The sequence below is a fragment of the Streptomyces coeruleoprunus genome, assembly GCF_039542925.1.
Lineage (GTDB): Bacteria > Actinomycetota > Actinomycetes > Streptomycetales > Streptomycetaceae > Streptomyces > Streptomyces coeruleoprunus.
Map to the genome: position 1 here is coordinate 2,266,912 of NZ_BAABIT010000001.1, position 12,826 is coordinate 2,279,737.

The 12,826-nt window shown below is 71.1% G+C and carries 11 protein-coding genes; all 11 read right to left on the reverse strand.

Annotated features, from left to right (window positions below; translation table 11 throughout):
* Nucleotides 1-93: 93 nt before the first annotated feature.
* On the reverse strand, nt 94-732 hold the full coding sequence (locus ABEB09_RS09540) for an arsenate reductase/protein-tyrosine-phosphatase family protein (RefSeq protein WP_345689067.1): 639 nt from the start codon (nt 730-732) through the stop codon (nt 94-96).
* Nucleotides 729-1,376 (reverse strand): L-threonylcarbamoyladenylate synthase, encoded by a 648-nt coding sequence (locus tag ABEB09_RS09545; protein WP_345689068.1) that lies wholly within the window; start codon nt 1,374-1,376, stop codon nt 729-731. The genes ABEB09_RS09540 and ABEB09_RS09545 overlap by 4 nt, the downstream gene beginning before the upstream one ends.
* 28 nt (nt 1,377-1,404) lie before the next feature.
* Complete coding sequence (gene prmC, locus ABEB09_RS09550) at nt 1,405-2,250, reverse strand: peptide chain release factor N(5)-glutamine methyltransferase (protein WP_345689070.1); 846 nt, start codon at nt 2,248-2,250, stop codon at nt 1,405-1,407.
* 43 nt (nt 2,251-2,293) lie between these two features.
* Nucleotides 2,294-3,367 (reverse strand): peptide chain release factor 1, encoded by a 1,074-nt coding sequence (gene prfA, locus ABEB09_RS09555; RefSeq protein ID WP_345689072.1) that lies wholly within the window; start codon nt 3,365-3,367, stop codon nt 2,294-2,296.
* A gap of 99 nt (nt 3,368-3,466) precedes the next feature.
* Nucleotides 3,467-3,691, reverse strand: coding sequence for a 50S ribosomal protein L31 (gene rpmE, locus ABEB09_RS09560; protein ID WP_149181220.1), 225 nt, complete (start codon nt 3,689-3,691; stop codon nt 3,467-3,469).
* A gap of 153 nt (nt 3,692-3,844) precedes the next feature.
* Nucleotides 3,845-4,927 (reverse strand): LCP family protein, encoded by a 1,083-nt coding sequence (locus ABEB09_RS09565; RefSeq protein ID WP_345689075.1) that lies wholly within the window; start codon nt 4,925-4,927, stop codon nt 3,845-3,847.
* Between the two features lie 231 nt (nt 4,928-5,158).
* On the reverse strand, nt 5,159-5,683 hold the full coding sequence (locus tag ABEB09_RS09570; RefSeq protein WP_345689077.1) for a hypothetical protein: 525 nt from the start codon (nt 5,681-5,683) through the stop codon (nt 5,159-5,161).
* A 168-nt stretch (nt 5,684-5,851) separates the two neighbouring features.
* On the reverse strand, nt 5,852-7,669 hold the full coding sequence (locus ABEB09_RS09575; RefSeq protein WP_345689079.1) for a trypsin-like serine protease: 1,818 nt from the start codon (nt 7,667-7,669) through the stop codon (nt 5,852-5,854).
* A gap of 335 nt (nt 7,670-8,004) precedes the next feature.
* Nucleotides 8,005-10,056, reverse strand: coding sequence for a transcription termination factor Rho (rho, locus tag ABEB09_RS09580; RefSeq protein ID WP_345689081.1), 2,052 nt, complete (start codon nt 10,054-10,056; stop codon nt 8,005-8,007).
* A 408-nt stretch (nt 10,057-10,464) separates the two neighbouring features.
* Complete coding sequence (gene thrB, locus ABEB09_RS09585; protein ID WP_345689083.1) at nt 10,465-11,382, reverse strand: homoserine kinase; 918 nt, start codon at nt 11,380-11,382, stop codon at nt 10,465-10,467.
* A 373-nt stretch (nt 11,383-11,755) separates the two neighbouring features.
* Nucleotides 11,756-12,826, reverse strand: coding sequence for a threonine synthase (gene thrC / locus ABEB09_RS09590; protein ID WP_345689085.1), 1,071 nt, complete (start codon nt 12,824-12,826; stop codon nt 11,756-11,758).

The window sequence follows — 12,826 nt, forward strand, 5'->3', positions numbered from 1 at the left end:
GTGGCTCCAGGCGTGGACGTGCCCCGTGCCTCCAATGTAGGCCCGGCCCCCGGCACCTGCCCGCCGGCACAGCCGCGCGGGCGGACCGGGCGGTCACCGCCGCGCAGAGACCCCCGTCAGCGCCGTCACCACCGGGTCCAGTGCCTGGTGGATCTCCTCGCCGATCGAGCGGAAGAACGTGATCGGCGCCCCGTACGGATCATTCACCTCGTCCGCCTCCACACTGGGCGCCAACAACCAGCCACGCAACGCCGCCGCCGCATGCACCAGCGCCCGCGCCCGAACAACCACACCCTCGGCCTCCGGATCGGGGAGCGTCGCCGGGTCTATGGCCCGGACGAGGCGGGTGAACTCCTTCAGGGTGAAGGTGCGCAGGCCCGCGCTGTGGCCCATCGAGATGACCTGGGCGCGGTGGTCGCGGGTCGCCGTGAGGACCAGGTCGGCGCGGATGACGTGGTCGTCGATCAGCTCGCGGCCCACGAAGCCGCTGGCGTCCGCGCCGAAGTCGGCGAGGACCGTCTCGGCGTTGGCCTCCATGGGGGCACCCTCGTGGCCCCAGGTGCCGGCGCTCTCCACGATCAGGCCGCCGCCCGTCGGGTCACCGAGGCGGTCGCGCAGGGCATGGCGGGTCAGCCGCTCGGTGATCGGCGAGCGGCAGACGTTGCCGGTGCTGACGTGGAGGATGCGGAACGTGCTCTCCGTGCCTATGCCACGCCCCTCAGGGGCGGTCAATTGGCCACCTCGAGGTCAGGTACGACCTTGCGCAGCTCCTCCACGGACACGGCACCGGCCCGGAGCAGGACCGGCACCCGGCCGGTCACGTCCACGATCGAGGACGGCACGATGCCCGGCGTCGGGCCGCCGTCCAGGTACACGGACACGGAGTCGCCGAGCATGCCCTGCGCGGCGTCGCAGTCCTCGGGCGCCGGGTGGCCGGTCAGGTTCGCGGAGGAGACCGCCATGGGGCCGACCTCGGTCAGCAGCTCGATGGCGACGGGGTGCAGCGGCATGCGGATCGCGACCGTGCCCCGCGTGTCGCCCAGGTCCCACTGGAGGGACGGCTGGTGGCGGGCGACGAGCGTCAGCGCCCCCGGCCAGAACGCGTCGACCAGCTCCCACGCCTGCTCCGAGAAGTCGGTGACCAGGCCGTGCAGGGTGTTCGGGGAGCCGATGAGCACCGGCGTCGGCATGTTGCGGCCACGCCCCTTGGCCTCCAGCAGATCGGCGACGGCCTCCGGGCTGAACGCGTCCGCCCCGATCCCGTACACGGTGTCGGTGGGCAGCACGACCAGCTCGCCGCGGCGGACGGCGGACGCGGCCTCGCGCAGACCCGTCGTACGGTCCGTCGCGTCGTTGCAGTCGTATCGCCGTGCCATCAGCGGGCCTCCTCGTACACGTTCTTCGTCATGGCATCGCCTTGCGCGCGGTCGCGAAGCGCGGGCGGTTGTTCAGGTCGGGGTGGTCGGCGGCGTCCGCCCAGCCGGCCTCCTCGTTGAAGATCCACGGCACCTGCCCGCCCTGCGTGTCGGCGTGCTCGACGACGACGAGGCCACCGGGCCGCAGCAGCCGGTGGGCGGTGCGCTCGATGCCGCGGATCACGTCGAGGCCGTCCTCGCCGGAGAACAGCGCCATCTCGGGATCGTGGTCGCGGGCCTCGGGTGCCACGTACTCCCACTCGGTGAGCGGGATGTACGGCGGGTTGGAGATCACCAGGTCGACCTGGCCGTCCAGCTCCGGCAGCGCCGTCAGCGCGTCGCCCTGGTGGACGGTGACCCTGGTGCCCTCGGCGTTGCGCAGGGTCCACTTCAGGGCGTCCTCGGACAGCTCCACGGCGTGCACCCGCGAGCGCGGCACCTCCTGGGCCATCGCGAGGGCGATCGCCCCGGACCCCGAGCACAGGTCGACGATCAGCGGCTCGACCACGTCCATGGCGCGCACGGCGTCTATGGCCCAGCCGACGACCGACTCGGTCTCCGGACGCGGTACGAACACCCCCGGCCCCACCTGCAGCTCCAGGTAGCGGAAGAACGCCCGCCCGGTGATGTGCTGGAGCGGCTCGCGGGCCTCGCGGCGGGCCACGGCCTCCCAGTAGCGGGCGTCGAAGTCCGCGTCCTTGACGTTGTGCAGCTCCCCCCGCTTGACGCCGTGGACGAACGCGGCGAGCTCCTCCGCGTCGAAGCGCGGTGACGGCACGCCGGCGTCGGCCAGCCGCTGGGTGGCCTGGGCCACCTCGGCAAGCAGCAGGTTCACGCTGGTCCTCCGGGCTGCTGGGGGTCGTACCTGGGGCGGGGTGTCAGGCGGCGGCGAGCTTGGCGGCGGAGTCGGCGTCGACGCACGCCTGGATCACCGCGTCCAGCTCGCCGTCGAGCACCTGGTCCAGGTTGTACGCCTTGAAGCCGACACGGTGGTCGGAGATCCGGTTCTCCGGGAAGTTGTACGTCCGGATCTTCTCCGACCGGTCGACGGTCCGCACCTGGCTGCGGCGCGCGTCGGCGGCCTCCTTCTCGGCTTCCTCCTGCGCCATGGCCAGGAGCCTGGACCGCAGGATACGCATGGCCTGCTCCTTGTTCTGGAGCTGGCTCTTCTCGTTCTGGCAGGAGGCGACCACACCGGTCGGCAGATGGGTGATCCGGACGGCGGAGTCGGTCGTGTTGACGGACTGGCCGCCGGGCCCGGAGGACCGGTACACGTCGATGCGCAGGTCGTTCGGGTTGATCTCGACGTCGATCTCCTCGGCCTCCGGCGTGACGAGGACACCGGCGGCGGAGGTGTGGATCCGGCCCTGCGACTCGGTCGCGGGCACGCGCTGCACGCGGTGCACGCCGCCCTCGTACTTGAGCCGCGCCCACACGCCCTGGCCGGGCTCGGCCGGCTGGCCGCCCTTGGTCTTCACGGCGACCTGGACGTCCTTGTAGCCGCCCAGCTCGGACTCGGTGGCGTCGATGATCTCGGTCTTCCACCCGACGCGCTCGGCGTACCGCAGGTACATCCGCAGCAGGTCGCCGGCGAACAGGGCGGACTCGTCGCCGCCCGCGCCCGCCTTGATCTCCAGGATGACGTCCTTGTCGTCGCTGGGGTCGCGCGGGACGAGCAGCAGCCGCAGCTTGTCGGTCAGCTCCTCGCGGCGCTTCTCCAGCTCCTTCACCTCGGCGGCGAAGTCGGGGTCGTCGGCGGCCAGCTCCCGGGCGGTGTCGATGTCGTCACCGGTCGTCTTCCAGGAGCGGTACGTGGCGACGATCGGGGTCAGCTCGGCGTAGCGCTTGTTCAGCTTCCGGGCGTTCGCCTGGTCGGCGTGGACCGAAGGGTCGGCGAGCTTCTTCTCGAGGTCGGCGTGTTCGCCGACCAGTTCCTCGACCGCCTCGAACATCGGGTGGCTCCTGGTTTCGTGGGAAAGGGCTGCGGGAGACGGCAAACGCCGGTCCCGGCCGCCCCCGACGGGGCGGCCGGAGACCGGCGCAGTGGCTCGCTACTTCTTGGCGGAGCCGGCAGCCTTGCCGAAGCGGGCCTCGAAGCGGGCCACACGGCCACCGGTGTCGAGGATCTTCTGCTTGCCCGTGTAGAACGGGTGGCACTCGGAGCAGACCTCGGCACGGATGGTGCCGGCCTCGATCGTGCTACGGGTGGTGAACGACGCGCCACAGGTGCAGCTGACCTGCGTCTCGACGTACTCGGGGTGGATGTCGCGCTTCAAGGTGTCTCCTAGTTTCGGGAGGGCGCCGGGTCGCACGCGCGGGCTGCGGGTGCGTGAACCGGGGCCGACGTACCAGTCTGCCAGGACCGGCCGTATCTCCCAAAACCGGGGTGGCCCCGAGGGTATTCCCCGGGCCGCCCGCGGTCTCCGCGGCTACTTCACGACGCCCTCGGCCGCGCCGGTCGCGGCGTTCTTGGTGGCGGAGGCCGGGACGGGCTGGTCCTGCTTGAAGGCGGTCCACACCTGCTGCGCCTGTACGTCGAGGGGGACGACCCGGTTGGGGTCGGCCTGGTCGTACAGCACCGGCAGGGTGATCATCTGGACGTCGTCGGCGCCGAGGTCCGACAGGCCGCCCGCGAAGTCGGCCAGCTCCTTGACGGTGTCCAGCTCGGAGTCGGGCCGGATCGCCTTGGTGGCGCTGTCGGCGAGGCCCCACAGCTTCTGCGGGCTGGTGAACACGCCGACGCGCTTGACCTGGTCCAGGAGTGCCTTGACGAACGCCTGCTGGAGCTGGATGCGGCCGAGGTCGCTCTGGTCGCCGACGCCCTTGCGGGTGCGGACCAGGCCGAGGGCCTGCTCGCCGTCCAGGGTGTGCGTCCCGGCGGCCAGGTCGAGGTGGCTGCTCTTGTCCTGGATCGGCTGCGTGGTGGTGATCCGTACACCGCCGAGCTCGTCGATGATCCTCTTGAAGCCGGTGAAGTCGACCTCCACGAAGTGGTCCATGCGGATGCCGGACATGTGCTCGACGGTCTTCACCGCGCAGGCGGGGCCGCCGACCTCGTACGCGGTGTTGAACATCGCCCGGTACTCGGCGGGGACGGTCTTGCCGTCCTCGTCGGTGCACTCGGGGCGGGTGATCAGGGTGTCGCGCGGGATGGAGACGACGCTGGCCTTCTTGTGGCCCTCGTAGACGTGGACGACCATCGCCGTGTCGGAGCGGGCGCCGCCCTCGTCCCTGCCGTACTCCGCGTTGGCGCCGGCGCGGGAGTCGGAGCCGAGGACGAGGATGTCCATGGAGCCGTTGTCCACGTTCGCGGGCCGGTTGTCGCCGAGCTGGGTGTTGATGTCGACGGTCTCGATGTTGCCGTTGAGCTTGACGTAGGCGAATCCCGCCCCGCCCCCGCCGACGACCACGAGCGCGGCCACGGACCAGGCGACGACGGACAACGCGCGTCTTCTCGGTGACCCGTTGCGCCGGCGCCCGCGTATTCGGCCGACCGTCTCCTGCTCGCCCATACTCACCTCGGTTCTCGTCGTCACCCACACCCCCGGCCGCCGTACGGCACCCGGTCAGACGGGCAACCGCCGGAAAGGGTTGCACAGGCTTCTGAGAGGTCCCTGTGCATACGCGACGTGCCCGCCGTACGGGGACGACGGGCACGGGAAGGCTCTCACCTGCGGTTTTCAGCCATTTCGCGCGGGGCGCGACATTTTCCGGCCAGGAGCCGGACGTGGCGAGAATCGCATTCACCCCTTCCGGGCGGGCACGGTCCCCCTGACCTTGAGGTCGAGATTGCAGCCGAGCAGCTGGGTGTACGTGCGGCCGCCCTTCTCGTACTCGTAACGGCAGCGCACCACGTCGTCGCGGATCTTTCCGGTCACCTGGAGACGCGCCGCGTAGAACCGGCGGGACCAGTCCCCGGCGGGGACGGTCACGCCGCCGGCCACGGCCCGGATGCCGGACTCGCCGTCCATGAAGAACATCGGCTTGGCGCCGTTCTCCTCGATCTCGAAAGCGCGGTATTCCACGACTTCGATTCCGGCGGGCACATCGAGGATTTCCGCCTTGGTGATGTGCACTTCCTCGTCCGACCGATTGCTCGACAGCGGGATCGCGTACCAGTAGGAGCGGCCGATTTCGGCCTGGTGATAACCGAGGGTGCCGCTGCCCCCGAAGTACTCGGCGTCCAGAGCGCTTCCGGCGTGACGGCCCTCGGTCGCGTACGTCCCCCAAAGGCCGACCGCCAGACAGCCCGCCAGAACACTTCTCATCAGCACGTTCTTCATGTGGTTCCCCCCACCTGATCTTGGTGTGCCGATGGGACCACGCGGCTTCCGGCCCTGTCCATGCAACTGAGCTTTCCCAGAGGTTCCGGAAAAGGGCTGTGCCCACCGCGCGTGAAACGCGGTGGGCACAGCGGGAATTACGGGGGCGAGACGTCAGCCGAAGAGGTTGTACGCCTGCCAGCCGGTGCCGAAGTCGACCCGGGTGCCGAAGCCGCCGCGGCCGTTGCCCGGGTACAGCCAGAGCTTGCCGTACTTGTCGCGGGTCAGGACGTCGGCGTGGCCGTCGCTGTTGACGTCGCCGACGGTGGCGATGGCGTTCATGGCGCTGAAGTTGGCGACCAGGACGGGCGCGGCCCACGGGCGGGCGGCGACGCCGGTGCCCTTGTACAGGAACGTGCGGCCGTCCGCGTAGCGGGCGAACATGTCGGCCTTGCCGTCGTTGGTGAAGTCGCCGTGGCCGCGCATCATCGTGAAGCTGCCGTAGCCGGAGCCCACGGTGACGGGCGCGGCGAAGGCGCCGGTGCCCTTGCCCGGGTAGACGCGCATGGTGCCGGCCGAGTCGACCGTGACCATGTCGGGCAGCTCGTCGCCGGTGACGTCACCGGGGGCGAGGATCTGCTTGTGCGCGGACCAGCCGCGCGCGATCAGCTTCGGCGTGGCGGAGCTGTACTTCCAGTACACGTCGCCGTTGGTCTGGCGGTACAGGACGTCCTGCACGTCGTCGCGGTTCAGGTCCGTCTGGACGGCCAGGTTCTTGCCGGCGAAGTTGCCGACGTTGTGGGTCCGCGCGACCGTCCACTTGCCGGAGGCGTACTTCGACGTCCAGCCGAACAGCGTGTTGTCGGAGGTGCGGCGGGCCAGCAGGTCCGCGGTGTGGTCGCGGTTCCAGTTGGCGTCGTCGGCCCGGGCCTGGAGCGTCGCGGAGTACGTGGACACCTTGGCGTACACGCCGTACTTGCCCTGCGCGGAGCAGTCGACGTCACCCCACGACACGACGCCGACGAGCTTGCCGCCGACGACGAGCGGGCCGCCCGAGTCACCGTTGCAGGTGGTCTCGGTGGTGGCGTCGTCACCGGTCGGAGGGGCACCGGCGCACAGCATGTTGCCGGCGACGAACTTCGCGGCGGTGTCGGTGGCCTCCGGGTAGGCGGCCTGGCACGACGCGTCGGACACGATGTCGGCGTCGGCGACCTTCAGCGTCTGGGAGGCGCTGTCGGGGTTGGTGGAGCTGGTGCGGCCCCAGCCGTACACCTTGCCGTCGAGGCCGGCCTGGTAGAGCGCCGAGTCGGTCGGCTGAGCGAGCGGCAGCGTCGGCACGGTCGTCGGCGTCGTCAGGGTGAGGATCGCGACGTCGTTGTCCAGGGTGTACCAGGAGAAACCGGGGTGGTTCCACTGGCGCTTGACCTCGTGGATCCGTCCGCCGTGGAGGTCGAGGCTGCCATCGGCGTTCTCGGTGGGCAGCTGGTCGGTGCCGAGGACGACGACACCGTTCGAGTACCACTTGATGTCCTTGACGCAGTGCGCCGCGGTGGCGATCTTCGTCGGGCTGATGACGGCGCCGCCGCAGAAGTAGCCGCCCTGGTCGTCCCAGAAGTGCAGCTGGGCCATCCACGGGGCGGTGGAGATGGTGGTCTCCTGGCCGCCGATGATGCGGGCGGAGGGCTTGGCGCTGCCGCTGTCGGCCGTGCTGCTGCCGGAGCCCTCGGAGGGGCTCGTGGACGGGCTCGTGGACGCCTCCTGCGAGGAGCCCTCGGCGCCGCCCGGCTGCTCGACGAGCTTGCTGTCGCTCTCCTTGTCGGCCCGGATCGCCTTGAGGAGCCGCTCGCGCAGCTCCTGCTGGGACGCGCTGCCGCCCTGGGCCATCGTGAGCTGGAGGCCTTCGCCCGCCTCCGCGGACTGCGATCCGGCGATCGCGATGCCCGTACCCACCAGTGCGGTGACTACGGCCGCGGCCGGAAGCGCGAGCTTCATCCTGCGCTTGTGCCGGCCACCACGGGTGCGTTCCTGCACTCGTAACCTCTCGGGTTGACCGGCGGGGCGCGACCGCCCCACCGGAAGAATCGTTTGCGCGGTGGGGCACAGCAGGCATACGGGCAGCACGGCTCAATGGGCCCCCCGGCCCAGGCGGGTGCTGCACGGTGGAAATCCCCCCCACCTCAATGGGGTGGATGTTACGCCTGTCAATCACCGATTGACCAGCGGGATATGAGGATCCTGTGAGAGACGTGCGCTACGTCGCCGTACGAAGCCGCCCGCCCCGTCACCGAAGTGGCGGGGCGGGCGGCGTACTTGCGGGGAAGACGGCGTCAGTCGTTGTTGCCGGCCGACGGGGTCGTCTTCTGGATCTGCAGCAGGAACTCGGCGTTCGACTTCGTCTGCTTCATCTTGTCGAGCAGCAGCTCGATCGCCTGCTGCTGGTCGAGCGCGTGCAGCACCCGGCGGAGCTTCCAGACGATGGACAGCTCCTCGTTGCCGAGCAGGATCTCCTCCTTGCGGGTGCCGGACGCGTCGACGTCCACCGCCGGGAAGATGCGCTTGTCCGCGAGCTTCCGGTCGAGCTTCAGCTCCATGTTGCCGGTGCCCTTGAACTCCTCGAAGATCACCTCGTCCATGCGCGAGCCGGTGTCGACCAGCGCGGTGGCCAGGATGGTCAGCGAGCCGCCGTCCTCGATGTTCCGCGCGGCGCCGAAGAAGCGCTTCGGCGGGTACAGCGCGGTCGAGTCGACACCACCGGACAGGATGCGGCCGGAGGCCGGGGCCGCCAGGTTGTACGCACGGCCCAGGCGGGTGATCGAGTCGAGCAGGACGACCACGTCGTGACCCAGCTCGACGAGGCGCTTGGCGCGCTCGATGGCCAGCTCGGCGACCGTGGTGTGGTCCTCGGCCGGGCGGTCGAAGGTCGAGGAGATGACCTCGCCCTTGACCGACCGCTGCATGTCGGTGACCTCTTCCGGACGCTCGTCGACGAGGACGACCATCAGGTGGCACTCGGGGTTGTTGTGGGTGATCGCGTTGGCGATCGCCTGCATGATCATGGTCTTGCCGGTCTTCGGCGGGGCCACGATCAGACCGCGCTGGCCCTTACCGATGGGCGAGACCAGGTCGATGATGCGGGTGGTCAGCACGCCCGGGTCCGTCTCCAGGCGGAGGCGGTCCTGCGGGTAGAGCGGGGTCAGCTTGTTGAACTCGGGACGGCCACGGCCGGAATCGGCCGCCATGCCGTTGGCGGAGTCCAGGCGGACCAGCGCGTTGAACTTCTCGCGGCGCTCGCCCTCCTTCGGCTGGCGCACCGCACCGGTGATGTGGTCACCCTTGCGCAGGCCGTACTTGCGGACCTGGGCCAGCGACACGTACACGTCGTTCGGGCCGGGCAGGTAGCCGGAGGTCCGGATGAACGCGTAGTTGTCGAGGATGTCCAGGATGCCCGCGACGGGGATCAGGACGTCGTCCTCGGACACCTGCGGCTCGCCGGCGAACTCGTCGCGGCCACGGCGGCCACGGCGGTCGCGGTAGCGGCCGCGGCGACCGCGACGGCCGCCCAGCTCGTCGTCGAAGTCGTCCTGCGGGCCGGCCTGGCCCTGCTGGCCGCCCTGGCGCTGCTGGCGCTGGCCGCCGCCCTGCTGCTGCTCCTCGCCCTTGCCGCGGTCGCGGCGGTCACGGTCGCGGTCACGGTCGCGCTGCCGGTCACGGCGGTCGCGACGGTCACGGCGGCCGCCCTCGGCGGTGTCGGCCTCGGCGGTCTTGGCCTCGGGCTGCGCGCCGTCGGGCCGTGCCTCGGTGCGGACGTCCGTACGCGCCTCGGTGCGGACCTCCGTACGGACGTCACCCGCGGCGCTCTCGGCGGCGGGGCTGCCGGCCGGGGCGGTGGCGCGGCGGGGGCGGCGCTCGCGGACGACCTGGTCGTCACTCGCGGGCTGGCCCGGGATCTCGATCTGCTGCTGGGCCACGGCCTTCTCGGCGGGGGCGGCAGCGGCGGCCGGGGCGGTCTTCTCGGCCGGGGCCTCCGCGGTCTTCGCGGCGGCCTTGGCGGCGCCCTCGTCGCCCGTACGGGCCCGGGAGGTGGTGCGCCGCTTGGGCTTGGTCTCGGCGGCCGCGTCGGCGCTCTTGGGCGCGGCCGTGCCGCCTCCCGCCTGCGCTTCCTTGATGACCTCGATCAGCTGGCTCTTGCGCATGCGCGCGGTGCCCCTGATGCCGAGGCCGGAGGCGACCTGCTGCAGCTCGGCCAGGACCATGCCCTCGAGGCCGGTGCCGGAGCGGCGGCGCCGTGAGGTGGTGCCAGTGGCAGCACCTGCGGCGGGCGCGGGGTTGTCGACAGTCTTGTCGGCAGTCACGCCCATCAGATCGGTGGTGTCGCTCACGAAGGGTCCTTCCCTGGAGCGGACGTCGGCCTTCTGGCTCGGCGACCGGTTGTGCTGTCCGGCCTCGGTCCTGCTGTGTGGACCGTGCCGGGGCGGTGGTCCCGCCGGGTGCGGCGGGAGAAGAGATAACGTGCGTGGGTCCGGCCCGAGGCCCCCTGCTCGGCCCTCTCCTGGGAAAGGCGAGGGGTGTCGCGCGCCGGTTCCGGAGCGTGCCGATACTGCTCAGGCAGGCTGCTCAGGCAGTTGGGGAGGCTCCCGGAAGAATGGTGGTCCCGGATGGGGACACGGAGCACCGCGCCACAAAGACGTCGGGTGCAGACTTGAGGTTAACACTACCGGCTCCAACAAACATTCCCCCTCTCCCACACCGGCAATCCGTGTTTCCGGCAATCCGCCGTGCCGCGCTATTTACGGAGCGAGCGGCAGCACACTGGCGCCGGCGACATCGAGGGCGAGCCGATTGGCCGCCCAGCCCTCGCCCGCCAGCCGCGCGACCTTCTCCGCCGCGCCGTCCTCGGCCAGCGCGAGGACCGTGGGTCCCGCGCCGGAGATGACCGCGGGCACGCCGTCGGCGCGCAGCCGGTTGACCAGGGCGATGCTCTCCGGCATGGCCGGAGCCCGGTACTCCTGGTGGAGCCGGTCCTCGGTGGCGGCCAGCAGCAGCTCGGGGCGCCGGGTGAGGGCCTCGACGAGCAGCGCGGCACGGCCTGCGTTGACCGCGGCGTCCACGTGGGGAACGGTCCGGGGAAGAAGCCCACGGGCCGTTTCGGTGAGTACCGGCTTTCCGGGCACGAAAACCACCGGAACGATGGAATTCGCGGGATCCATTCTGATGGCCCGGGCGGCGCCGCCCTCGGTCCAGGCCAGGGTGAAGCCGCCGAGCAGGCACGCGGCGACGTTGTCAGGGTGCCCCTCGATCTCGGTGGCCAGCTCCAGCAGCGCGGCGTCGTCGAGCCGGCTGTCGCCGCCTATGGTCACGGCGCGGGCGGCGACGATGCCCGCGCAGATGGCGGCCGAGGACGAGCCGAGGCCGCGCCCGTGCGGGATGCGGTTGGCGCAGACGACCTCGAGGCCGCGGGGCTGGCCGCCGAGCAGGTCGAAGGCCGTGCGCAGGGAGCGGACGAGGAGATGGCTCTCGTCGCGCGGGAGGGTGTCGGCGCCCTCTCCGGCGATGTCGATGTGCAGCCCGGAGTCGGCGACCCGGACGACGACGTCGTCGTACAGCCCCAGCGACAGGCCGAGGGCGTCGAAGCCCGGGCCGAGGTTGGCGCTGGTGGCGGGGACGCGCACCCGGACGGCGGCGGCGCGGAACGCGGGACCGGCCATCGCTCGTTGACTCTCCTTGATCTGGACCTGCGGGGGGATGGGGATGGGGCGGGGAGGTGTACTGCGCGGCGTCGGTACGGCCGTACCTCTGCCAGACGTACGAGGACCCATGGGGCCGTATCGGCGTCGACATCGCCCCGTCGACATCCACCAACGGCATCATCACCCGCGGCGTGGGCGGCGGGGTGGGTTCGGTACAGCCTATCGAAGGAAGGTTCTGTGGCGACATAGGGCGCACAGGAGGCGCACGATGCGTGTCGTGTGCCTTCCTGTGCTCCTACGGGCATTGCTGTGCGGGTCAGGGGCCCGCGCGGCCGCCCCGGGGCGTGTGCCGGGGCTCGCCGCGCCCGGGCGGGGCGCGGCGGGAGCGGCGTCAGACCAGGCCGAGCCGTACGGCGGCGGCGGCCGCGTCGACGGGCACGGTGACGGGCTGGGGCGCTCCGGCGACCGCCCAGTCCGGGTCCTTGAGGCCGTTGCCGGTGACCGTGCAGACGATGGTCTGGCCCGGGTCGACCTTGCCCTGCTCGGCGGCCTTCAGCAGGCCGGCCACGGACGCGGCGGACGCGGGCTCGACGAAGACGCCCTCCTGCGCGGCCAAGAGCCGGTAGGCGCGCAGGATCTCACGGTCCGTCACCTCGTCGATGAAGCCGCCGGACTCGTCCCGGGCGGCCAGCGCGTACTGCCAGGAGGCCGGGTTGCCGATGCGGATCGCGGTGGCGATGGTCGACGGGTCCTTGACGACCTCGCCGCGCACGATCGGCGCGGAGCCGGAGGCCTGGAAGCCCCACATGCGCGGCCGGCGCGTGGCCATCCCGTCGTTCGCGTACTCGGTGTAACCCTTCCAGTACGCGGTGATGTTGCCGGCGTTGCCGACGGGCAGGACGTGGATGTCGGGGGCGTCGCCCAGCATGTCCACGATCTCGAACGAGGCGGTCTTCTGGCCCTCGATGCGGACGGGGTTGACCGAATTGACCAGCGCGACCGGGTAGTTCTCGGACAGCGCACGGGCCAGCGTCAGGCAGTCGTCGAAGTTGCCGTCGACCTGGAGGATCTTCGCGCCGTGGACGAGGGCCTGGCCCATCTTGCCGAGCGCGATCTTGCCCTGCGGGACGAGGACGGCGCTGACCATGCCCGCGCGGACGGCGTAGGCGGCGGCGGAGGCGGACGTGTTGCCCGTGGAGGCGCAGATGACGGCCTTCGCGCCCTCCTCCTTGGCCCGGGTGATGGCCATGGTCATGCCGCGGTCCTTGAAGGACCCGGTGGGGTTGGCACCCTCGACCTTGAGGTGGACGTCGCATCCCGTGCGCTCGGAGAGGACCTGGGCCGGGACGAGCGGCGTGCCACCCTCACGGAGCGTGACGACGGGCGTCGTGTCCGTGACCGGAAGGCGGTCCCGGTACTCCTCGATGATGCCGCGCCACTGGTGGGTGCCCTTGCTGGTCAT

Bases quoted from the DNA above. Each gene is read 5' to 3' on its own strand.
- ABEB09_RS09575 (WP_345689079.1), bottom strand. From the start codon at position 7,669: ATGAAGCTCGCGCTTCCGGCCGCGGCCGTAGTCACCGCACTGGTGGGT.
- ABEB09_RS09570 (WP_345689077.1), bottom strand. From the start codon at position 5,683: ATGAGAAGTGTTCTGGCGGGCTGTCTGGCGGTCGGCCTTTGGGGGACG.
- thrB (WP_345689083.1), bottom strand. From the start codon at position 11,382: ATGGCCGGTCCCGCGTTCCGCGCCGCCGCCGTCCGGGTGCGCGTCCCC.
- ABEB09_RS09545 (WP_345689068.1), bottom strand. From the start codon at position 1,376: ATGGCACGGCGATACGACTGCAACGACGCGACGGACCGTACGACGGGT.
- ABEB09_RS09565 (WP_345689075.1), bottom strand. From the start codon at position 4,927: ATGGGCGAGCAGGAGACGGTCGGCCGAATACGCGGGCGCCGGCGCAAC.
- thrC (WP_345689085.1), bottom strand. From the start codon at position 12,826: ATGACCAGCAAGGGCACCCACCAGTGGCGCGGCATCATCGAGGAGTAC.
- prfA (WP_345689072.1), bottom strand. From the start codon at position 3,367: ATGTTCGAGGCGGTCGAGGAACTGGTCGGCGAACACGCCGACCTCGAG.